The sequence below is a fragment of the Bacillus sp. KH172YL63 genome (assembly GCF_011398925.1).
In the GTDB taxonomy this organism is placed as follows: Bacteria; Bacillota; Bacilli; order Bacillales; family Bacillaceae_B; genus Rossellomorea.
The window spans coordinates 3,413,345-3,434,676 of record NZ_AP022842.1; the positions used below are offsets into that span (position 1 = coordinate 3,413,345).

The window sequence follows — 21,332 nt, forward strand, 5'->3', positions numbered from 1 at the left end:
CCGAATTCCAGATTTCCGGACTCACAGCTTCAATCAGACACAATATCGCCATTCATTCAGCCAACATAAAAAAGTCCGGAAATTTGGACTACATTCCAGATTTCCGGACTTCTATTTCTTCAAAGAAGTTCATATTTGTGCAATTTTTCATACATACTTGATTTGCTTATGCCCAAGCTCTCCGCCATCTTCCGCTTATCCTGCTGATACGTTTGCAGGCTTTGCTTCAATACGGACCTTTCCGTGTCTTCAATGATTTCTTTCAATGTCTTCGACCCCACGTCAAACCTATTTTCTGTTTTCATATAGGATGGGAGCGATGAAAGGGATACTTCATTGCCGTTGGAAAGATAAATGGAAGCGTTGATGACATTTTCAAGTTCCCTGAGATTACCTGGCCAGCTGTAGGAAAGAAAAGTTTCCATCACCTCTCTTGTAAAGCCATGGATTCTCTTTCCGGAAGTTTTGGTGAATTTCCCCAGGAAGAAAGCGGCCAGTTTCTCGATATCGTCCTTCCGCTCACGGAGAGGCGGGATATGAAAAGGGACGACGTTGATCCGGTAATAGAGATCGCTTCGAAACCTCTTTTCTTCCATCATCTTCTCCAGCGGACGGTTGGTCGCGGCCACAATCCGCACATCTACATGCAGGACCTTAGTCGACCCGACGGCCTCTATCTCCCCGTCCTGCAACACCCTTAGAAGCTTCGCCTGCATGTTCAGGGGCATATCCCCAATTTCATCGAGAAACAACGTCCCTTTATGAGCAAGCTGGAATTTCCCTTTCTTTCCGCCCTTCTTCGCTCCTGTGAATGCGCCCTCCTCATACCCGAATAATTCTGATTCGAGCAGTTGTTCCGGGATCGCAGCACAATTCACTTTTATGAAAGGCTGTCCGCTTCTTTCACTCAGCTGGTGAATGCTGTGGGCAAAAAGCTCTTTTCCCGTCCCGCTTTCCCCTCTGATCAAAACCGATATATCGCTCGGGGCGATCATTTGGGCTTTATCCTTCAATTCAATCATCCCTGGGGATTCACCGATGATGTCATTCAATGAATATTTCACCCCGGTGTTGATGTCTTGTATGTAGCTTTGAATTTTTGACATCATATTTTTCACATGTGTACTCATCTGCATCCATTCACTCGTGTCCCTGAAGATGACCGACCCGAATGCCCCGATCACGGTGCCATCCACCACAATCGGGATGCGGTTGGCGATCATATAGTTCCCTTTAATGTACTGAAGATCGGCCACTTCTTCTTTTCCAGTACGGGCGACAAGGTGCATCCTTGTATTTTCGATCACATTCGTCACATGAGTGCCTATCGCCTTCTCTCTTTCGACCTCGAGGAATTTGCAGTAATTATCATTGATATAGATGATATCTCCTTCGCTGTCCACAACCACCAGCCATTCGAAAGCGTTCTCAAGAATGATTTCAATCATTTCGACCGATACCTTTTTCAGTAAGCTGCTCATTTCCATCCGCCCCCTTCATCTCAAAAAGGAATACCTCATCCTATAGTAGCACATACACTTCCGACAAAAACGGATCTCTTCTGCCATTTTTTTCAATTACTGATGAAGAATGAGTTTATTTAGCGGAGGAAAGGGGAATCTTCTTAACAATGAATGGAGGAATGAAAGGATGAAAATCGCAGAGCTGAAAATTTTTTATTTCGAAGACGATGGAATCATCCCTAATAACCCTGATCTGCCCGTGCTAATTTACCGAAATGCCCTTGATCCTTCTCCTGACGCCGAAAAGATATTCAACCGAAATCATTGGCTCAACAGTTGGACAAATGGAATATATGATTACCACCATTATCATAGCAATGCCCATGAAGTACTGGGCGTCATAAGAGGACAGGCAACGGTCCTCCTCGGTGGTGAAATGGGGGAAGAAGTAACCATCGAACAAGGGGATGTGATCATCCTTCCGGCAGGCACAGGCCATAAATGTTTGTCTGCAAGCGGGGACTTCACAGTGGCAGGCGCCTATCCGGACGGCGTCGAGTCCAATCTTAAAAAAGGGGCTTTGCGGGAACGGCCGAGCGTGTTGATCGACATTAAAAACGTTCCACTCCCTCACCTTGACCCTGTGTTTGGAAACACCGGACCGTTGATAAAATATTGGCTCAAAAAATGATGGTCCAACGTTCCTTCTGATTTTTGATGAAAATAGTCTTGCGTTCTCATAGACCCTGTGCTATTCTAATATAGCGATGAGCTGAATTGTGTAAGTCGAGGATCACGTCCTTGTGACAACAAACGATGTGGCGTTTGCTGATCTCTCGCCTCAATTTTTTGCAAGTGGGCTTCCGTAGGAAACGGGAGCCCTTTTTATATGGTAAAAAACAAACCCCCGGTGGAATCCGGGGGTTTTTCGTTATCTTCAATGATGCAGGGAAGCAGATACGTGCCCCTTCTTTTTTAAAGGCCGGTCGTATTGGCTGCTGATCCATAAGGAAACAGCGAAGAAGGCAATCAGTGTCATAAACAGGATTTGCATGCTGAAGGCATCGACGAGCACCCCGCCGATAAACGGTCCGATCATCCTGCCTCCTGTTGCCGTACTGTTGACGATCCCCTGATAAAAACCTTCTCTCCCCTTTGGTGCAAGGGAGCTTGCAATCGTCGGGACCGCCGGCCAGATGAGCATTTCGCCTATCGTCAGGATGACCATGGCAAGGGCAAAGCCCTGGAATGCATCAGCCACCGATGCAACGCCGAATGATATCATGAAAATCAACGTACCGATCATAATTTGCAGCTTTAAATTGTGTTCGAACTTCTTGATTACTTTTGATAGAAGCGGTTGAGCAAGCACGATCAAGGCACCGTTGATCGTCCATAATAAACTGTATTGCTTCAGGGTGATATTGATTTCCTGCGTGTACGTCGCAATGGTCGACTGCCATTGCACATAACCGACCCAGCACAGTAAATACGCTGCACAAATGAAGAGCAGTGCCTTCAGCTTCGCTTTGTCCCTGATTACTTTGGATTCATTCAAGACAGAGGTGTGACCGTGAACGGAGATGCCCCTGTATCCGAAAAAGGCGATGAAGAAAAAGACGATATACATACTAAGATTGGCAATAAATATATAATGAAATGAAAAGGAAGCGATGAATCCCCCAAGGGCAGCGCCTACTGCCACACCGATATTCTGTGCGACATAGACAGAATTGAAGGCTTTCCGACCGCCTTCCGGCCAAACCGAACCTGCCATGGCGTACATGGATGGAAAAACGATCCCGGAACCAAATCCGACAATCGTCAAGAAGATGACGTAATAAGGCCACCCCTGCCACACATTCATGCCGATCAAGGCCATCAGGGTGATAGTGATGCCCGTTAAAATCGAACGATATCCCCCGACTTTATCAAAAAGGGTACCCCCGATCAGATTACCGATGACACTTGCCCCGGCATTCAGCATCAGGACAAATCCTGCGACAGAAAGAGATTTCCCTAAATTTTCATGAAGGTAAATCGTATTCAGCGGCCATAAAAAAGAAGCCCCTGTCACATTGACCATCATCCCAATCACAAGCAGCCACAATGATTTTGGCATAACCATGCCCCCTCCCCATTTATTTCGAGTCCCAAAAGAATTTTACTCCTTTTGAAAGAAGGGAGCAACCATTATTTATTACCCATATCCATCAAAAATCCAGGGGTCCCGTGAAGGCCCCCTGGATCAATCGGCAATTATTTTCCGTTATGATGATCTGACCTGACCGGTTGCCCCTGTTTCTCATAACGCTGTTTCGCTTCCTTCACAGGATTCCGTTCGGCACCGAATTCCGTATCCAGCTTCCGGAAATCACTGCGGGTCTTTTGTTCAGGGTTGTTTTGATTCGATCTTGTCGTCAATGTAATTTACCTCCTACTACATTCGGGTCATGATCCAGCAGTATCATGTCATTTTGCAGTGACTGAAGCTGAAGCCTCATCCGGTGCAATTGGTCCCGCTGCTGGGCATTTGCGCTGTTGGCAAGGTGTGCCACGTCATTGACCGCCGCCTCAAGTTGCTGCAGTGCCTGGGTATACTCGGCATCATGATAGTGCTCCTGCTGTGATCCTGACTTATATTGTTCCTGGGCGTAACGAATGGCATCTTCACACTTTTGCATGCATTCATCAATCGAATTCCTTGTTGCCATTTCGACTACCTCCTTGACTGTACATATTGAAGAGTCAGGGGACATCCTTCCTCTCCTACATCTTAGTTTGGGCTCTATCCGTGCATTCAGAAGTGGTAATCTTCGCCTATTTCTCTCCACAGGATACATTTGTACCCTTGTTCGTGATAAAATCTTTTTTGAACGTATCCAATACATACGCTTTAACACATTGAAAGCAGGAGGTGTTTGTCATCGGCACAAACCCATTTCCATATGCCACAGATTCCAAGCGATATCATACGTGGAACTATCATTTACGGAACCATTTTGGACATAAAGTATTTAAGGTTGCCCTGGACGGAGGCTTCGACTGCCCGAACAGGGACGGCACCGTCGCACACGGCGGCTGCACTTTCTGCAGTGCGGCAGGGTCAGGGGACTTTGCAGGAAGCAGGGTTGATCCCTTGGAGAAACAGTTCAATGACATCAAAGACAGAATGCACAATAAGTGGAAAGACGGAAAATATATGGCTTATTTCCAGGCGTTCACCAATACCCATGCACCGGTTGCAGAACTCAGGGAAAAGTACGAATCGGTCCTGAAGCAAGACGGGGTGGTAGGGATTTCAATCGCCACACGGCCAGACTGCCTGCCCGACGACGTGGTTGAGTATCTGGCTGAACTGAATGAACGGACCTATTTATGGGTCGAGCTCGGCCTTCAGACCGTTCACGAAAAAACGGCAGACCTGATCAACCGGGCCCATGATTATGAGTGTTACAAGGAAGGCGTCGCCAAATTGCGCAAGCACGGGATACGCGTCTGCTCCCATATCATTAACGGACTTCCACAGGAAGACGAAGACATGATGATGGAAACCGCACGTGAAGTGGCAAAACTCGACGTACAGGGAATCAAGATTCACCTCCTTCACCTCCTGAAAGGAACACCGATGGTCAAGCAATATGAAAAAGGACTCCTCGATTTCATGGATTTCGACGCCTACGTCCGATTGGTCTGCGACCAGCTTGAAATCATCCCTCCCGACATGATCGTCCACCGCATCACCGGGGACGGACCTATCGACCTCATGATCGGACCGATGTGGAGTGTGAACAAGTGGAGCGTGTTGAATGCGATCGACGACGAACTCAAACGCCGGGACAGCTGGCAGGGAAAATATTATAAAGTGGATGTGAAAGCATGAAATTAGATCGAATCTTACCTTTTGCACGACTGCTCCTGGAACGGGCGGTCAAACCCGGTGACATCACCATCGATGCCACCCTCGGAAACGGACATGACACATTGTTCCTTGCACGATTGGTAGGGGAAAATGGCCGTGTATACGGCTTTGATATACAGGAAGATGCCATTGAACATACGAAGGAGCAGCTGATCACCCATGAGCTGGCCGATCGGGTGACGCTCTTTCACCAGGGCCATGAAACGGTCATGAATGTCATCCCTCCTGTCCATCACGGGAAAGTGACCGGCGCGATTTTCAATCTCGGTTACTTGCCTGGAGGCGACAAGGAAATCGTCACCCGTCCGAAAACGACGATCCTCGCCCTGAATCAAATTTTGGAAATGATGGCACCAGAAGGGATCCTCGTCCTGGTCATCTACCACGGACACCCAGAGGGGGCAGTCGAGCGGGACTACCTCCTCCGCTATGTCGAAAAACTGGACCAGAACTACGTTCACGTCCTCCGCTACCAATTCATGAACCAGCTCAACAACCCACCATTCATCGTGGCGTTGGAGAAAAGATAAACAATAGGGACGGACCTCATGCGTGAGGTCCGTCCCTATTTCTATAACAGTTCCTTCGCGATCAGCTCGAAGGATTTTAATTTATCTTGGAAGTCGTAGGTGATGCTGACGAGCATGATTTCATCGGTTTGGTAGTGCTCACTGAGACGGAGCAGCTCTTCTTTCACCTTCTTAGGGTTGCCCACCACCATACGCTTGCGGTTTTCCCGCACCCTCATTTCTTCGAATGGGGAGTATTGGTATGCGGCTGCTTTTTCAGGGCTCGGCGTTCCGTTTGAGCGCATGCCCTGCTCGATCATCAGAATCGCCAGGTCGATGCTCGATGCCACTCTTTCCGCTTCTTCATCGGTTTCTGCGCAAACGGCGAACACCGCCACGATGTTTTTCGGTTCCTTTGCATATTCAGAAGGAACAAAGTTATTTCTGTACATCTCTGTATATTGAGGGCCGCCCTCACCGTTAATGAACTGGGCAAACGTATACGGAAGCCCCTTTTGGGCCGCGAGCATCGCGCTTGACGGACTGGACCCGAGCATCCACACTTCAGGCATCCCGCTGATCCTTGGAGCGGCGGTCAATCCTTGATACGGATGGGTATCAGGCAGGGAGTCGGTCAAATAGCCGAGAAGATCGTCGATTTGTTCCGGATATCTGTTCACGTCCCGTGGTTTTCCATCATGGAGGGCCATCGTCGCCATCGGCATGCCCCCTGGTGCCCTTCCAAGCCCTAAATCGATCCGATCCGGATTCAACGCTTCAAGCAGCCGGAAGTTTTCCGCTACTTTGTAAGAAGAATAGTGGGGGAGCATCACGCCTCCTGAACCGACACGGATCCTTGAGGTATGCTGGGCCAGGTGGGCGATCAATACTTCAGGTGAAGAACCTGCAAGTCCTGTGGAGTCATGGTGCTCGGATACCCAGAACCGTTCGAATCCTAATTTCTCTGTATGCTTTGCCAATTGAACTGTATGTTGTAAAGCCTCTTGGGGGCTCATTCCTTCTGAAATCGGTGACTGATCTAATACACTTAACTTGATAGTCAAAATGGACATCTCCTTTGATTGATGTGACTATTATTATCAATTTCCTGGAATACAATGTCCAATTTCGTGCTTAAGGGATCGGGACTTATACCAGACCGTGTTGTACCACCGCTGGATTTTTTCGTGACAGGCACCGCTTTCAGGTGGTTTTGCCCGTCAAACAAATGCTCGATCTTGCCTGTTGTCATGTTCGTCTCATCTATACACAAAAAAACCGAACGCATTCGATTTTCAATAAAGAATTTCGAATGATCGTTCGGTTTTTCCTATTCGTTTGAAGGCTCGGGTTTCAATCTTCTACTATTACCTTCTGCTGATTTCAATTCTTCCGACTGAACGGTCTTTACTTTGACCTGTCACTTTGATTTTCAGGCCATATTTAGGAACGTTACGACCGGCGTCTGGCATCTTCTCATTCAGGTAGCTTCTCTTATCGTAGAATTCAGGGTTTCTGCGGGTATCCCTGTCAACAAGCGTCAGACCCAATAACTCGCGGTAATCTAGGAACATTTTCTTAGAGTTATCAAGACTGAATGCTGCATCATGGATTTGATAGCGTGTTGAAGCCATCGTATTGTCGCTCCACTTCAGCTCATGCTGATCGGCATCCACGACTCCGAGGAATCCTTCACCAGGATGGGCTCCCGTCCAGTTATCCCCGTATTTTTCATCTGCATACCAGATGATCAGACCCGGATCATAGGTCATCAGGCTGTCTCCACGGCGGATGTTGGCCAATCCTTCATCCACTCCCTGATGGTTTCTCCATTCCAACAGGTAGTAGTGCTTGGAAGTATTGATTCCATCATTTTTAGTGAAGCCTTCGAGCGTCAGTTTCGGTTCACCTTCTGCACCATCCGTGAACACTGCTGCACCGTCTGCCGTGACGGTGATCTCGTCTACATAAAGACCCGGATTAACAGCAGCCCCGTCTGTCCAATAATTGATTTTCACTTGAACATTATTACCAGCGTACGCACTTAAATCAAACGACGCATCCACCCATCCATCCGATTTACCGGTAATTCCGTGACCAGGATTTTGATCGTATGGGTTGGAATCTGTTGTCAGGTTCCCTTGGATACTTGTCCAATGTTCACCGTCTTCGCTCACTTGAACAGAACCATAATCCCAGTCCAGTTCAATGTCGTACCATGCTTTGAATGTCAGTTCTGCAGTATCGACAGCAGTCAAATCTACGTTCATGACTGCTGAATTGTCCAGATCATTTCCGCTTCCACTGAAGTACTCATATTTGCCGCTAAACGGTGTGTTCACCTGCGTTTCTTTATCAGGAAGATTGATCTTCAGGGCATCCGCATTTGTCCCTTTCGTGTTTGCTTGATCGAGATAAACGTCAATACCTCTTCTATTAATATCCTCTAGATTAACTTCCGCATAATCCAGCCAATTCCCGCCATGCGCAGCCTGCAGGAATTCCTTAGACCATGCACTGAAACCGGTCGGCTCCGTGCCAGGCACTTTACCTGCCCAGCTTCCACTTGCCATGATCGACCAATAGGCGACTGCTTCTCCTTGGCCTGTATACTGTGTATCATATTCATCAGGCAACCCTAAATCATGACCGTATTCATGGGAGAACACGCCGGCTGCACCGTCAGCAGGCTGGACTGTATAATCGTAAGCAGCCATTTGACCGCCCCAATACGGTACGTCGGTTTCTGTACCCTCAACAGGGAAGACGCCACCAAGATTCCAACGGTGTGACCAGATTGCATCTTCACCGAGATTACCTCCCCCGGCTTCTTCCCCAACTGCTGAATGCACGACCATTAAGTGGTCGACCAGGCCATCCGGTTCACGGGTATTTCCGTCCCCGTCAAGATCATAGCGGTCTTCCTGATCATAATCAGACAAGTCTACATCAGGGTCATTTGCCGCTGCCTCAAGGGCTTCTTTAATAAGACCGCGTGCGTCCATATCATTGTCCCCTCTTGCAGGATCATTTCCTCCGTATGCTGCTGCAGGTTTGGAAGCCTCATACCAGCCGGCTACCTCTCCTTCGACAGAATATGCACCGTTTGTCTGCTGCTCATAAAATTGTTTCATCGAAATGAGGTTTTCACCGTTTGGACCGGTATATCCGTTCTCTCCGAATACCATGTCCTGATAATGCTCTTTCGTATAATCCTTGTAGTACATATCCGACTCTTCCTCAGTAATGGAATTATGAGGATAATCCGGGAACTCCATGAGCAATACGAGGACTTTATCGGTTCTTACTTCTCCGTTGTACTCCTCTTCCTCAACAGGATCTAGGTTCCTTCTCTTTCCTTTGAACTTATGACCCCTCTTATGTTTTTGGATATCTTTTCTGATTTTCTCTTTTTCTTCCTTTAGTTCGCCGTCATCTTCCAGCTCTTTCAAGCCTTCTGATTTCTCCTTCAAAAACTTTTGTACTGCTTTTTCAGCTTGTCCTGCGGAAGCATTTTTGGATAACTTACCACTCTTCTGTAACATTTCGATCAGCTTTTCTTCATTCGCGATCGCTAAGTCGAAAGGACCCTCTCCATGTGAATGAGTATTTTTCACCGTCGGCTTCGCTAACACATTTTCCGGTACTGTGGTCGAAGCCGCTGCAGGTACGGTGAACGCTCCCACGCTCAAAGCGGCTGCCATCGCCATCGATAACACTTTGCGAGATTTCAAACCTATTCCCCCTTAAATATGTACTAATTTTCAACATTAGTTACAATATACTCCGGTATTCAGAAAAGTAAATATATTCAGATATCAATTGAATATAAAGACTTACAAATTTCTCTGAAATTAGATATTTAGGAGGGTTTTTCGATGAATTCCGACTGGGTCTTTCATCACTAACTTCCTGATTTCGTGGTTGAAAAATGTATAAAAATGGTACTTACTCTGTTTATAAATGCTACAAAAAGAGGGACGGACCTCGAAAATTATTTCGAAGGTCCGTCCCTCTTTTGTACGTTTATTTAGGATGTTTTTTTGCGGTTTCTCCATTTTCGGTATATTTTCCCGTTCAGGAAGAAGAATCTGGTGATCCAGCCGGCTTCTCCGATGAATTGTTTGGAGAAGGATTGTACTTTGGGCTGGGTGGTGGCTTTATTGTCGGACAGGTAGACGCCTATGAGCCCTTTGTTGATGAGGCGGTGAAAGTGGGCATGGGGAAGCTGATGGGTATGCTCGTCCGCTTTATGAAGAAAATGAAGGAGCCGTTCTTTCAGGTGCTCATCATTTTCATAGTAAAAGCAGAAGTTCAAATCCCCTTCCTCATGATCCTCATCCTGATCGATGAAATAATCAAGCAGGATATGAAGTCCTTGAATATACGGGAAATAGCCCTGTTTGATCTTCTCCGTATACGAAGGCTGAAAGTCGTTCCTTGATGCATAAGACACTAAGCAGAAGATGCCGAGTGTGGAACCTGAACAGGCGGAGAACTCGTACCAGTCCATGTCGGGAAGGTTCTTCCGGTGGGTTTCAAACCAGCTTTTCAGCCTTCCCACCCTTTCTTCTTTGATCACATGCTTATGTATCTGCAAGTCGCAGTAGTATTCGCATAGCTGAAGCAGGTCGGGCCGTATGCTGTCGTAGTGCTCCAATGATCCCAGGACGGATTGACAGGTGAGCACCAGGTCTTTCAGGTAACCTCCGTCATCCTGGTCTGTCCTTAATGCATAGTAATTGACCGGCACAGCGCCTACTGTCAGGGCGTCTTTCATCGATTGATGAAGGAGGGCGAAATCATCCGGATCGAGTGATACACTGCGATCGCATAAATTATCAAGATAATCACTGATTGTCTGATAAGCGACGATGAAACGGATCGTGTCTGCTTTTTTACCGAGTGAAAGCAGAGAAAGGATCGACCCTCCTTCACAATGGAACGTCTTATGCTCGATACTCGCAAGTGCCTGATGTCTCAGCTCTTCATTCGGAATGGCTTCCGCTTTTTGCTTCCAGGCATCTAGCTCCCTGTGCACAATCGGAAAAACCGTACGGTATATCTTTGTCATCAAGGAAAAGGGATCATTCGGAATCGCCAATACGTCCACCTCTTTTACAAAATATAACCCAGCGCCTTCAGCCGGCTTTCTATGAATGTTTTAGAGTACTCAAAGATTTCTTCTCTTTCCGGTTCATTATAAATTTCATGATAGCATTTTGGCCATTCTTTGTAATGCATTTCGGATAAAGAAAGTTCATTGAACCATTTCTTCACCGCTTTTTTATCAACGATCTTATCATCCCCGGCCTGTAGGACAAGAAGGGGTACGTCGGGCATTTTTTCAAGGTTCATAAACGCCAGTTTTATCGCTTGGGAGAGTTCCCTGTACCAGCGGACTGACACCTTGGTGATGTAGAGCGAATCATTGCTGTCGATTTCACGTACGTCAGCGTTTCTTGTCGCCATATCAATCGTAAGTCCCGATGGAAATTTCACCATGGGTGCGATTTTATTAAGTCCGTGGGACAAAAGCTCAATTGGTTTGCTCGGTTTCGTGACAAGTCCGAGACACGGGGAAGACAGGACAACACCTGCCAGGTTCACATGGGATTCCTGCAGCATCCTGACGGCGATGAGCCCCCCCATGCTGTGACCGATCATAAACACTGGCAGATCGAATTGATAGGCTGCCTGCACCCAGTCCTTCACTTCTATAATATAGTCATCAAAGGCATCGATATGTCCCCTCTGACTGCGGGATGTCATCCCCTGACCGGGAAGATCCCCCATGATGACGTGAAATCCTGCTGAACGCCACATTTCAATGAGCCAGCCGTACCGGCCATGATGTTCCATTGCTCCATGAATGATGACGATGACTGCCTTTGCCTCTTGATCTGATTCCCATTTCCACATGGCAAATCCTCCTTTGTAGTTCTCTATATGATTGAATTCTGCTACCATTATTATAATAAATAATATTGAAAGGGGTAGTGAAAAATGCTTTATCCATACTATGATAAAAAACCGGTCATCGCTGAGTCTGCCTATATCGCCGATCACGTGACCATTACCGGTGATGTGGAAATCGGTGAAGAGTCCAGTATTTGGTTCAACACTGTGATCAGGGGGGATGTCGCTCCGACTAAAATCGGCAATAAGGTGAATATCCAGGATAACTCGGTCCTTCATCAGAGCCCAAACAACCCTCTCATCCTTGAAGATCAAGTGACGGTTGGCCATGGCGTGATCCTACATAGCTGCAAGATCCGGAAAAAGGCTTTGATCGGTATGGGATCGATCATTCTCGATAACGCCGAAATCGGTGAAGGAGCTTTCATCGGGGCCGGAAGCCTTGTCCCTCAAGGGAAAGTCATCCCGCCCAACACGCTCGCCTTCGGTCGCCCGGCCAAAGTCGTAAGGGAGCTGAATGAGCATGATATAAGTGAAATGACGCGCATTTCACGGGAGTATGCGGAAAAAGGGCAATATTATAAGAACATCGAACCGATTTAACTTCCTATACTTGGGATACCCTTTCCTTCATGGAATTACTCATGGAATATTTACAAAGAAGAAGGTTCCTTTTTTCATCCCAACATCAAAAAGACCAACACCAGAAAAGTGTTGGTCTTTTTTGTCTTCTCTATTCGCCTAACGCTGCTGCTTTTAACGCTTCAGCTTTGTTTGTACGCTCCCAAGGAAGATCGATGTCGTTACGGCCAAAGTGTCCGTAAGCAGCTGTCTGCTTGTAGATCGGACGACGAAGGTCTAACATTCTGATGATTCCTGCAGGACGAAGGTCAAAGTTGTTGCTGACAACGTCGATCAGGACGTCTTCAGATACTTTTCCTGTTCCAAACGTATCAACTGAAATCGATACTGGTTTAGCAACACCGATTGCATACGCAAGTTGAACTTCACATTTGTCGGCAAGTCCCGCTGCTACGATGTTCTTTGCAACATAACGTGCTGCATACGCTGCTGAACGGTCAACTTTCGTAGCATCCTTACCGGAGAATGCACCGCCACCGTGACGGGCATATCCGCCGTAAGTGTCAACGATGATCTTACGGCCAGTCAATCCTGCATCACCTTGTGGTCCACCGATAACGAAGCGGCCAGTCGGGTTGATGAAGTATTTTGTATTTTCGTCGATCAATTCGCCAGGTACAACCGGATCGATAACATATTCTTTCAGGTTACGCTGAATTTGCTCAAGCGTCACTTCCGGGTGATGCTGAGTAGAGATAACGATCGTGTCGATGCGGACCGGTTTATCGTTTTCATCATATTCAACTGTTACTTGTGTTTTTCCATCTGGACGAAGGTAAGGAAGGATTTCTTCTTTACGCACTTCTGTCAGACGACGGGAAATTTTGTGTGCAAGGGAAATCGGAAGAGGCATAAGCTCTTTCGTTTCGTTACAAGCGAATCCAAACATCAATCCTTGGTCACCTGCACCGATTGCATCGATTTCTTCTTCAGACATTTGACCTTCACGTGCTTCAAGTGCCTGGTCAACACCTTGAGCGATATCTGCAGATTGCTCATCGATTGATGTCAGCACTGCACATGTTTCAGCATCAAAGCCATATTTCGCACGTGTATAGCCGATTTCACGGATTGTTTCACGAACGATTTTTGGAATATCGACATACGTGTTAGTAGTGATTTCACCAGCAACAAGCACAAGACCCGTTGTAACGGATGTTTCACATGCCACACGGGCATTCGGATCATTTGTAAGAATTGCATCAAGAATTGAATCAGAAATTTGGTCACAAATTTTATCTGGATGTCCTTCGGTTACGGACTCAGATGTAAACAGACGACGTTTAGTTGACATCAAGGTTCCTCCTTAAGCGTAGTTGTCAGATATCCATCCGACAAAACATTAAACAGATACGGTACTCATTCCCTAAGTAGTATGAAGTAAACACGTTTTTTTTATAAAAAAATCGTGGTTTATGTGCGTTTGGTCCACTATAAACAGAAAAAAACCTTCCCCATTCAGCATCAGAGGAAAGGTTTCAGATCATAGCCGCGCCTTTTCTCTCTTATCGTTCAAGGTTCTTTAACCTTGCCTCAGTTTAGCACCTTCGCTTAATCAGATCTGTTTCAAACAGAAAAGATCCATTTACTATTTAGCAGGTTGCTGGGTTTCATAGGGTCTGCTCCCTCCACCAGCTCAGGATAAGAGTATCCGTTCAAGGAACAATGATAACGGTTAGGACAAAGGGTGTCAACTTTTTTTCCGCTGACAGGTTTAACCAAGCTTCAGCCTATTTTGCATCGCTTCAAATACGAGTGAAACACCCTATTTCCACCTTGAGGCTAAACATTCGGACGAACTCTACATATATATAAGAAGAAACCCCGTTTGCCCGTATGAAAAATGTGACAAATTGGAAACACCATATAAAATTACTCAAATAGTATAGACTAATGATCCAATTGTGTTATACTATTTTTGTGAAGAAAGCGAGATCATTAAATTTATATAAAGGAAGGGTTCGAATGAATTCAGTGAGCATGTCTAATGAATTAATGGAATTACTTAACGGTCAAAATATTCAGGAACAATTATCTGTTTCTCAACTAGTTGAAAAAGTCCTTCAGCGAAATGAAGGCGTTTTAACATCATCAGGGGCAGTCAGAGCAGAAACTGGTAAATACACAGGACGCTCTCCTAAGGATAAATTCATTGTAGAAGAACCATCCACCAAGGATAAGATTGAGTGGGGTTCAGTCAATCAACCGATCTCCCCGGAATCCTTCGATAAATTATATACGAAAGTCATTGAATACTTAAAGGAAAAAGAAGAAGTCTTCTCTTTCAAAGGGTTTGCAGGAGCAGATCCGAAACATAGATTACCAATCCAGGTGATCAACGAACTCGCCTGGCATAACCTTTTTGCCCACCAACTCTTCATCCGCCCGACTGAAGACGAGCTGAAGGATCACCTCTCTGAATTCACTGTCGTGTCGGCACCGAATTTCAAAGCAGATCCTGCTGTGGACGGTACACATTCGGAAACTTTCATCATTGTATCATTTGAAAGAAGAATCGTGTTGATCGGTGGAACGGAATATGCTGGAGAGATGAAGAAATCGATCTTCTCTGTCATGAACTATGTGCTTCCTGAATCCGACATCCTTTCCATGCACTGCTCATCGAACGTTGGCCGCGAAGGTGATGTGGCTCTGTTCTTCGGCCTGTCAGGCACAGGAAAAACGACCCTTTCTGCTGATTCAAACCGCCGTTTAATCGGGGACGATGAACACGGCTGGTCACCGAATGGCGTCTTCAACATTGAAGGCGGTTGCTACGCAAAATGCATCGGGCTCACCCGTGAAAAAGAGCCGCAGATCTTTGATGCGATCCGTTTCGGTTCGGTGCTTGAAAACGTCGTGCTTGACGACCATTCACGCATAGCTGATTACGAAGATAATTCCCTGACTGAAAACACACGTGCTGCGTACCCCCTTCAAGCGATGGAAAATATCGTGGAACCAAGTATCGCAGGACACCCTAATACAATCGTCTTCCTGACTGCGGATGCTTTCGGCGTACTGCCTCCGATCAGCAAGCTGACGAAAGAACAGGCGATGTACCACTTCCTGAGCGGATATACATCAAAGCTGGCAGGTACGGAACGTGGCATCACTTCGCCGCAAGCAACGTTCTCGACATGCTTCGGATCTCCATTCCTGCCGCTTCCGGCAACGCGCTATGCAGAGATGCTCGGCAAAAAGATCGATGAGCATAATGCCCAGGTCTTCCTTGTGAACACAGGATGGACCGGCGGTGAGTACGGAGTCGGTAACCGTATGAAATTACCATACACCCGTGCCATGATCCAAGCTGCCCTTGAAGGAGAATTGACAAATGTAGAAACGGTGAAAGATGACATCTTCGGCTTAAATATCCCTGTCCACGTCCCTGGGGTTCCTGATGAAGTCCTTCAACCGAAGAAAACATGGTCAAATGAAACCGCCTATGAAACAAAAGCGAGAGAACTTGCTCACAAATTCAACGAGAATTTTAAAAAATTCTCCAACGTCCCTTCAGACATCCAGCAACAAGGCGGACCATCCGTAAAATAATGAACAAACTGAAAGGTCCGTCCCTCATTCACGAGGGACGGACCTTCTTCATGTACCGCTACAAACCTTTCTTTCGGCCGGTGATGCGGTTAAATAAAAATACGACAACGGCGATGATCAGTAAGATATGGATGATAGCTCCGCCGATTTTGAATATTAATCCAAGTAACCATAGAACCAGTAAAATACCAATGATGGTCCAAAGCATGTCTTTTCCTCCTTACAACTGTTATTGCTCCTAAGATTCCCTATTTTGCTGATTTTAAAACTTGGCTGTGATTGGTTTTAAGAAAAAGGCTGTTTTTGCAAAGATGGTTGCTATTATTAGACGTTAATGTGAGCATTTTCGGAAATCTGAGACTTTGGAGTAATAAAATTGCCATAACGATGAATCAAGAGTAGTGTACCTGAATGACGTTTATCACTACTATTCAGATGATGAATAAGCAGTTTATTTATCCAATGAATTTTTTGTTTTTATCTTCGATGGTTGATCCTCGCTGCAGATGCGACTTCCTCAATCTCCTACTAAAATACTTCTTTACTAAATATTACTAATTTTGTTATAATATTGATTAAAATTCACAGGGGGAATAAAGATGATCAGACAGCTGACAGAGAAGGATCATGAGCTATGCCAACGTCTCATTCATCAGCAGCCGGCGGAGAATTTGTTCATCATCGGTGACATCGAGGCATTCGGTTATGAGCAGGACTTCCAAAAAATCTGGGGAGACTTCGACGACGAAGAAAATTTGAGGGGCGTACTGCTTAAGTACCGGGAAAATTTCATCCCTTTCGCTGTTGGGGAATTCGATGCGGAAGGCTTCGCTTCCATCATTAACGGAACCGAAGACTATGGCATCATGTCTGGACTAAAACGGGTTGTATCAGAGGTGGAACCGTTCTTGACACGGTCGATAAAATCAAAGCGGCATATGCACTATGCCAAATGTGACAGTACTTCGATGATGTCCCATTCTCCACTGCCTCATGTGAAGGAAGCGGACCTCACGGATATTCCCAGGCTCGTGGCACTCCTCAATAGCATCCCTGAATTCAGCGGCGGCGATTTCACCGTTGAAAAAAGAAAGCACAGCATGGAAGCCGGCGTGTCCAGAAGCTATTATGTGGAGAAAGACGGAATGTTTGTATCTTCTGCTTCCACTACTGCTGAAAACAGCCTGTCTGCCATGATCGTCGCCGTGTGCACCCATCCCGAATACAAGAAACAGGGCTATGCGACTGACTGTATGACGAAGCTTTGCCGTGACGTGTTAGAAGAAGGAAAAGAGCTCTGTTTGTTTTATGATAATCCTGAAGCAGGGAAGATCTATAAGCGGATCGGCTTTAAGGATATCGGTTATTGGTCCCTATATAAATTTCATCAATAGAAAAAAGTTGACCCTACTCAGGGCCAACTTTTTTCTTTATACGGCCACTTTGCGGGCTGGAATCAATTTGGCCTGCACGAGGCGCTTTCTTACGGTGATCCCGATCCAGCTTGCAAGGAACGCTTTGATTAGGCCGACGACGATAAACGGATACACGCCTGCAGCCATCGCCTGTGCCCAGCTAAGATCAGCCACATATTTCAGCTGGATTGCACCAAGGATGAGCGTGATGACCATTCCGGCAGTATTGGCAAGCATCGCCATCGGAATCGTGAATCTCGTTTTCTCTAAAATCAAACCGGTGACATATGCCGCTGCAATAAAGCCGAAAATATATCCTCCGGTCGGACCGACAAGGACGTGGGCCCCTCCGCTGAATCCAGCAAATACAGGAACACCGACGGCCCCCAGTGCCGCGTAACCCATTAAAGAGAACGCACCATACCTGCTTCCGAGGATGGTTGCCGTTAAACCTACCGCCAACGTTTGACCGCTGATCGGCACGAGCGGCAGCGGTATTTCTATTTGTGCAAAAATCCCTGTAATTGCCGCAAAAATCGCACAGTGGAGAATCACCCTTAATTTCTCACCATTCATGTTCATACCCCTCTCTATATGTAAACTTTCTATAATTATAAGTTAACATAATTACCAGGTTTTGGGGTAGTTATTTTTAGGGGATCGGGTGATTTTTTGATAGGCTGTATTCGTTGTTTCCACGTTGCGCGGGAACAGAGGCATTCCGTGCCAAGAGTCTTGAATGAGTCTCAACCTGATTTCTTCTTCCCCAGACTCCATGGCAGAGTGCACCATTTTAAAAAATGGATGTTTTCGTAAACATTGTGGCTTTTAGACAAGCGAGGTGCGGTTGATTTCCGCTACAGATGCTCTCTTTCCGCGGGGATGGCGGTGAGCCTCCTCGGACTGCGTCCTGCGGGGTCTCACCTGTCCATCAGTTCCCGCAGGAGTCGAGCATCTGCAGCGAGAATCAACCATCGAAGATAAAAACCATTATTCCCTAGTCTCAAATTACCTCAGACGCTCACACTAACCCCTATTAATAACAACAATTTATACGATAACACCCTAAAAAAATTAACATCTTCCCGTACAAGCCTGAATATCCTTTGAATATGTGAAGAATGAGCTAAGGAGGATGAACATGAAGCGGCTGTTGGTCTTATTGTTGTGCATATCGGTTTTAAGCGCCTGCGGGGAGAAAAAGCCTGCATCGTATGAGTTATGCGGTTACGGGGATATGATGGTGGTGGGGGATAAGGAATATGTAAAGGTTTCTGTAGAAAAGAAGCTGACCCTTGATGAGAAAATCGGCGCCATCAAAGAAAAGATTGAAACGAAGTATCATCCGGTCAATGATTTCACGACAAATACGCTGCCGGAAGGGACCCCGATTTATTCTGTAAAGGATCATAAACAATATTTGATTGCCCAAACGAAGGATAACCGCTATCTCCTGTATGAAGAAATTCATTAAAAGGGCTGGGACAATCGTTCTTTAACTAAAGTAAAATCCGAATGGTGCTTCGAAACTCTTTTCTGAGAATCGAATCCATTCGGATTTTTTTATGTCTTAGCCTATGCCATTTTGTGGAGGAGAACTCGGTCCTGTCTCTTGGTCTTTTTTAATTCGTCGAATTCAGTGAAATCAACCGATACAGGATCGTCGTTTGTTCATCCTTCCATTCCATCTTTTCAATCCTGCCGTAGCCGCTCGGATCACTGTGCTTCGTCTTTCTCACGTCGATCGGCACATGCATTGGATAAAGGCGGTATCCGTCCTTTTGCAGGGAGAAAAGGTTTTCTTCCTTCCTCACTTCTCTTCCTTTTGTCACAATCATCGTATTTAATTCTAAGCCCATGCCCATATCGTCAGCCATCCTTTTGTTCTCATTGTTTTTTCATCCATGCCGATAGCATGGAGACAATCTCTTGATTTTTCCGCGGGGGAAAGTAATGTGTGAAATCTTTGAAGATGTGGGAGTAAACCGGTTTTCCCAACTCTTTCAGCCTTTTTTCTAATCTATATGCATGCTCGACGGAAACGTTCAGATCTTTTTCGCCGTGAATGATCAGGACGGGTGCCTCCAATGCTTCCAGTCCGTACAGGGGCGTCCGCCATTCATAGCGTTCCGGTACTTTATTTGGACTCCCGCCGATCACCCGTTTCATCATCCTGCGGAGGTCCTTTCGCTCCTCATAGGTGAGGAACATGTCCGATACGCCTCCCCACGTCACGATTGATGCCGCTTCCCTGCATGCCATGCCTGTCAGGAGGGCCATCACTCCCCCTCTGGAAAAGCCGAACACATGAATCCTTTCCTGCTTCACACGGGGATGCTCTTTCAACAGTTCAAACCCGGCGATCGCGTCTTCCCGGTCCTCTCCAGCGAAATCTTCATTTCCTTCTCCCCCAAGATTCCCCCTGTAAAATGGTGCAAACACAATGAATCCGTGTGAAGCGAATTGTGCGATACGGGCGGGTCTTACCATCCCCACACCTTTAATGCCGCCCCTTAAGTAGAGGAAGCCGTCGTGAACCTCTCCATCCACCGGTTCAGCCAGCAGCCCCTTTACCTTGAGACCTGATGAGATATAGGTGATGTCATAAAGCGCCACATGGGGGTTCGGGGACGGGAACAAGGTTTTTGAAACAATCCTTCCGTTCTTCATATTCTCTTCCTTTCAAATCGTGCACTGGGTATTCACACATTTTTTCATCTTCACATACACTACTTTAGCAAATCTTTCTGGGCCCATTCGTTAAGAACATCCTACCCTAACGAATGACTGTTTAACAAGGAAGAAGATGCACTCATCCCTTATGGTCGTCTTTTACACACCCATTATTTAAAGGAGGAATTTCACATGAAGCAATGGCTTCAACGAAGCTTGGGGGCATGTCTGATTCTCATGCTGACAATCGGCTTGACTGCCTGCGGAGGAAAGGAAGAAGCGATCAAGAAAGTCCGTGTGGCGGAGGTGACCCGTTCGATTTTCTATGCACCAGAGTATGTGGCGATTGAAAAGGGATTTTTCAAGGAAGAAGGCCTCGATATTGAATTGACGACCACATGGGGCGGGGATAAAACGATGACCACATTGTTATCCGGCGGGGCAGACGTTGCACTGGTCGGTTCTGAAACCTCAATCTATGTCTATGCCCAAGGGACCGATGATCCTGTGATCAACTTCGCCCAATTGACGCAAACCGACGGGACATTCCTCGTCTCCAGGGAAAAAGCAGAGGATTTTGAATGGGATCAATTGAAGGGATCGACCTTCCTCGGTCAGCGCAAAGGCGGTATGCCTCAAATGGTTGGGGAATTCGTGTTGAAAAATCAAGGCATCGATCCACACAGCGATCTTACCCTGATCCAGAATATTGAATTTGCGAATATTGCGAGTGCCTTTGCATCTGGCACAGGTGACTACGTCCAATTATTCGAACCGACAGCATCCATCTTCGAGCAGGAAGGAAAAGGCCACATTGTCGCTTCCTTTGGAACAGAGTCAGGTCATGTACCGTATACCACCTTCATGGCGAAAGACAGCTATATGAAAGAAAACAAGGAAACCGTCGAGAAGTTCACAAAAGCGCTTTATAAGGCACAAAAATGGGTCGCCGATCACTCAGCAGCAGAAATCGCCAAAGTCATCGAACCCTATTTCGAAGACACGGAGCTCCAATTGATTGAAACGGTTGTCGACCGCTATAAATCACAAGGCTCCTTTGCCACCGATCCGATCCTTGACGAAGAAGAGTGGGCAAATCTGCAGGACATCATGGATGAAGCAGGCGAGCTGCCTCAACCGGTAGAGCACGAAACGCTGGTGAACACCTCGATTGCTGAAAAAGCGGCTGATTAAAGACCTGTAGGGGCTGACTTCTGTGGTCAGCCCCTCTCTT

At 46.5% G+C, this 21,332-nt stretch carries 21 protein-coding genes and 1 riboswitch; of the genes, 8 read left to right on the plus strand and 13 right to left on the minus strand.

Features of this window, described 5'->3' with window-relative positions; genetic code table 11:
- Window positions 1-119: 119 nt before the first annotated feature.
- Window positions 120-1,481 carry a sigma-54 interaction domain-containing protein gene (locus tag KH172YL63_RS17430; protein ID WP_173107301.1) on the minus strand — a complete coding sequence of 454 codons (1,362 nt, stop codon included), beginning with the start codon at window positions 1,479-1,481 and terminating at the stop codon, window positions 120-122.
- Window positions 1,482-1,650: 169 nt separating this feature from the next.
- Here KH172YL63_RS17430 and KH172YL63_RS17435 point away from each other — a divergent pair, with 169 nt between their 5' ends.
- On the plus strand, window positions 1,651-2,154 hold the full coding sequence (locus tag KH172YL63_RS17435; RefSeq protein ID WP_173107302.1) for a cupin domain-containing protein: 504 nt from the start codon (window positions 1,651-1,653) through the stop codon (window positions 2,152-2,154).
- Between the two features lie 246 nt (window positions 2,155-2,400).
- Here KH172YL63_RS17435 and KH172YL63_RS17440 read toward each other — a convergent pair whose 3' ends face one another.
- From KH172YL63_RS17440 to KH172YL63_RS17450, 3 genes are all read right to left on the minus strand, one after another.
- Window positions 2,401-3,585 carry an MDR family MFS transporter gene (locus KH172YL63_RS17440; RefSeq protein ID WP_173107303.1) on the minus strand — a complete coding sequence of 395 codons (1,185 nt, stop codon included), beginning with the start codon at window positions 3,583-3,585 and terminating at the stop codon, window positions 2,401-2,403.
- A 137-nt stretch (window positions 3,586-3,722) separates the two neighbouring features.
- The gene (locus KH172YL63_RS17445) at window positions 3,723-3,887 is read right to left on the minus strand and encodes a glycogen biosynthesis protein GlgD (protein ID WP_173107304.1); all 165 of its coding nucleotides are present in this window, start codon (window positions 3,885-3,887) and stop codon (window positions 3,723-3,725) included.
- Complete coding sequence (locus KH172YL63_RS17450; RefSeq protein ID WP_173107305.1) at window positions 3,884-4,177, minus strand: YtzC family protein; 294 nt, start codon at window positions 4,175-4,177, stop codon at window positions 3,884-3,886. Before KH172YL63_RS17450 ends, KH172YL63_RS17445 begins: the two co-directional genes overlap by 4 nt.
- Window positions 4,178-4,389: 212 nt before the next feature.
- Here KH172YL63_RS17450 and KH172YL63_RS17455 point away from each other — a divergent pair, with 212 nt between their 5' ends.
- Window positions 4,390-5,346, plus strand: coding sequence for a tRNA modification radical SAM protein MnmL/YtqA (locus tag KH172YL63_RS17455; RefSeq protein ID WP_442858789.1), 957 nt, complete (start codon window positions 4,390-4,392; stop codon window positions 5,344-5,346).
- On the plus strand, window positions 5,343-5,915 hold the full coding sequence (locus tag KH172YL63_RS17460) for a tRNA 5-(aminomethyl)-2-thiouridylate-methyltransferase MnmM (RefSeq protein WP_173107307.1): 573 nt from the start codon (window positions 5,343-5,345) through the stop codon (window positions 5,913-5,915). Before KH172YL63_RS17455 ends, KH172YL63_RS17460 begins: the two co-directional genes overlap by 4 nt.
- Window positions 5,916-5,956: 41 nt before the next feature.
- Here the strand turns inward: KH172YL63_RS17460 and KH172YL63_RS17465 are convergent, their stop codons facing one another.
- From KH172YL63_RS17465 to KH172YL63_RS17480, 4 genes are all read right to left on the minus strand, one after another.
- A complete protein-coding gene (locus tag KH172YL63_RS17465) occupies window positions 5,957-6,958 on the minus strand; it encodes an LLM class flavin-dependent oxidoreductase (protein ID WP_173107308.1) in 1,002 nt (333 codons plus the stop codon).
- Window positions 6,959-7,261: 303 nt separating this feature from the next.
- The gene (locus KH172YL63_RS17470) at window positions 7,262-9,628 is read right to left on the minus strand and encodes an immune inhibitor A domain-containing protein (RefSeq protein WP_442858740.1); all 2,367 of its coding nucleotides are present in this window, start codon (window positions 9,626-9,628) and stop codon (window positions 7,262-7,264) included.
- Window positions 9,629-9,924: 296 nt separating this feature from the next.
- The gene (locus tag KH172YL63_RS17475) at window positions 9,925-10,998 is read right to left on the minus strand and encodes a tetraprenyl-beta-curcumene synthase family protein (RefSeq protein ID WP_173107309.1); all 1,074 of its coding nucleotides are present in this window, start codon (window positions 10,996-10,998) and stop codon (window positions 9,925-9,927) included.
- A 14-nt stretch (window positions 10,999-11,012) separates the two neighbouring features.
- Window positions 11,013-11,816, minus strand: coding sequence for an alpha/beta fold hydrolase (locus tag KH172YL63_RS17480; RefSeq protein WP_173107310.1), 804 nt, complete (start codon window positions 11,814-11,816; stop codon window positions 11,013-11,015).
- Between the two features lie 84 nt (window positions 11,817-11,900).
- On the opposite strand from KH172YL63_RS17480, the gene KH172YL63_RS17485 reads away from it, so the two are divergent.
- Window positions 11,901-12,416: a gamma carbonic anhydrase gene (locus KH172YL63_RS17485; RefSeq protein ID WP_173107311.1), complete on the plus strand. Its 516-nt coding sequence runs from the start codon at window positions 11,901-11,903 to the stop codon at window positions 12,414-12,416.
- 130 nt (window positions 12,417-12,546) lie between these two features.
- Here the strand turns inward: KH172YL63_RS17485 and metK are convergent, their stop codons facing one another.
- Window positions 12,547-13,749 (minus strand): methionine adenosyltransferase, encoded by a 1,203-nt coding sequence (gene metK / locus KH172YL63_RS17490; RefSeq protein ID WP_173107312.1) that lies wholly within the window; start codon window positions 13,747-13,749, stop codon window positions 12,547-12,549.
- A gap of 208 nt (window positions 13,750-13,957) precedes the next feature.
- A riboswitch (SAM riboswitch) is annotated at window positions 13,958-14,103 on the minus strand.
- Between the two features lie 317 nt (window positions 14,104-14,420).
- On the opposite strand from metK, the gene pckA reads away from it, so the two are divergent.
- Window positions 14,421-16,010, plus strand: a complete 1,590-nt coding sequence (gene pckA / locus KH172YL63_RS17495; protein ID WP_173107313.1) for a phosphoenolpyruvate carboxykinase (ATP) — start codon at window positions 14,421-14,423, stop codon at window positions 16,008-16,010.
- 58 nt (window positions 16,011-16,068) lie between these two features.
- On the opposite strand, the gene KH172YL63_RS17500 is transcribed toward pckA, so the two are convergent.
- Window positions 16,069-16,218: a lmo0937 family membrane protein gene (locus tag KH172YL63_RS17500; protein WP_173107314.1), complete on the minus strand. Its 150-nt coding sequence runs from the start codon at window positions 16,216-16,218 to the stop codon at window positions 16,069-16,071.
- Between the two features lie 391 nt (window positions 16,219-16,609).
- Here KH172YL63_RS17500 and KH172YL63_RS17505 point away from each other — a divergent pair, with 391 nt between their 5' ends.
- Window positions 16,610-17,404, plus strand: a complete 795-nt coding sequence (locus tag KH172YL63_RS17505) for a GNAT family N-acetyltransferase (RefSeq protein WP_173107315.1) — start codon at window positions 16,610-16,612, stop codon at window positions 17,402-17,404.
- A gap of 36 nt (window positions 17,405-17,440) precedes the next feature.
- Here KH172YL63_RS17505 and KH172YL63_RS17510 read toward each other — a convergent pair whose 3' ends face one another.
- The gene (locus KH172YL63_RS17510; protein WP_442858741.1) at window positions 17,441-18,007 is read right to left on the minus strand and encodes a biotin transporter BioY; all 567 of its coding nucleotides are present in this window, start codon (window positions 18,005-18,007) and stop codon (window positions 17,441-17,443) included.
- 559 nt (window positions 18,008-18,566) lie between these two features.
- On the opposite strand from KH172YL63_RS17510, the gene KH172YL63_RS17515 reads away from it, so the two are divergent.
- On the plus strand, window positions 18,567-18,899 hold the full coding sequence (locus KH172YL63_RS17515; protein ID WP_173107317.1) for a hypothetical protein: 333 nt from the start codon (window positions 18,567-18,569) through the stop codon (window positions 18,897-18,899).
- 148 nt (window positions 18,900-19,047) lie between these two features.
- On the opposite strand, the gene KH172YL63_RS17520 is transcribed toward KH172YL63_RS17515, so the two are convergent.
- Window positions 19,048-19,290, minus strand: a complete 243-nt coding sequence (locus KH172YL63_RS17520; protein ID WP_173108266.1) for a DUF2584 domain-containing protein — start codon at window positions 19,288-19,290, stop codon at window positions 19,048-19,050.
- Window positions 19,291-19,312: 22 nt separating this feature from the next.
- Window positions 19,313-20,095 carry an alpha/beta hydrolase family protein gene (locus KH172YL63_RS17525; protein WP_173107318.1) on the minus strand — a complete coding sequence of 261 codons (783 nt, stop codon included), beginning with the start codon at window positions 20,093-20,095 and terminating at the stop codon, window positions 19,313-19,315.
- A 195-nt stretch (window positions 20,096-20,290) separates the two neighbouring features.
- Here KH172YL63_RS17525 and KH172YL63_RS17530 point away from each other — a divergent pair, with 195 nt between their 5' ends.
- The gene (locus KH172YL63_RS17530; protein WP_173107319.1) at window positions 20,291-21,292 is read left to right on the plus strand and encodes an ABC transporter substrate-binding protein; all 1,002 of its coding nucleotides are present in this window, start codon (window positions 20,291-20,293) and stop codon (window positions 21,290-21,292) included.
- Window positions 21,293-21,332 lie beyond the last annotated feature (40 nt).

Coding starts and splice junctions, on each gene's coding strand:
- KH172YL63_RS17430 (WP_173107301.1), bottom strand. CDS start 1,481: ATGAGCAGCTTACTGAAAAAGGTATCGGTCGAAATGATTGAAATCATT.
- KH172YL63_RS17435 (WP_173107302.1), top strand. CDS start 1,651: ATGAAAATCGCAGAGCTGAAAATTTTTTATTTCGAAGACGATGGAATC.
- KH172YL63_RS17440 (WP_173107303.1), bottom strand. CDS start 3,585: ATGCCAAAATCATTGTGGCTGCTTGTGATTGGGATGATGGTCAATGTG.
- KH172YL63_RS17450 (WP_173107305.1), bottom strand. CDS start 4,177: ATGGCAACAAGGAATTCGATTGATGAATGCATGCAAAAGTGTGAAGAT.
- KH172YL63_RS17460 (WP_173107307.1), top strand. CDS start 5,343: ATGAAATTAGATCGAATCTTACCTTTTGCACGACTGCTCCTGGAACGG.
- KH172YL63_RS17480 (WP_173107310.1), bottom strand. CDS start 11,816: ATGTGGAAATGGGAATCAGATCAAGAGGCAAAGGCAGTCATCGTCATC.
- KH172YL63_RS17485 (WP_173107311.1), top strand. CDS start 11,901: ATGCTTTATCCATACTATGATAAAAAACCGGTCATCGCTGAGTCTGCC.
- metK (WP_173107312.1), bottom strand. CDS start 13,749: ATGTCAACTAAACGTCGTCTGTTTACATCTGAGTCCGTAACCGAAGGA.
- pckA (WP_173107313.1), top strand. CDS start 14,421: ATGAATTCAGTGAGCATGTCTAATGAATTAATGGAATTACTTAACGGT.
- KH172YL63_RS17500 (WP_173107314.1), bottom strand. CDS start 16,218: ATGCTTTGGACCATCATTGGTATTTTACTGGTTCTATGGTTACTTGGA.
- KH172YL63_RS17505 (WP_173107315.1), top strand. CDS start 16,610: ATGATCAGACAGCTGACAGAGAAGGATCATGAGCTATGCCAACGTCTC.
- KH172YL63_RS17510 (WP_442858741.1), bottom strand. CDS start 18,007: ATGAACATGAATGGTGAGAAATTAAGGGTGATTCTCCACTGTGCGATT.
- KH172YL63_RS17515 (WP_173107317.1), top strand. CDS start 18,567: ATGAAGCGGCTGTTGGTCTTATTGTTGTGCATATCGGTTTTAAGCGCC.
- KH172YL63_RS17520 (WP_173108266.1), bottom strand. CDS start 19,290: ATGGGCATGGGCTTAGAATTAAATACGATGATTGTGACAAAAGGAAGA.
- KH172YL63_RS17525 (WP_173107318.1), bottom strand. CDS start 20,095: ATGAAGAACGGAAGGATTGTTTCAAAAACCTTGTTCCCGTCCCCGAAC.
- KH172YL63_RS17530 (WP_173107319.1), top strand. CDS start 20,291: ATGAAGCAATGGCTTCAACGAAGCTTGGGGGCATGTCTGATTCTCATG.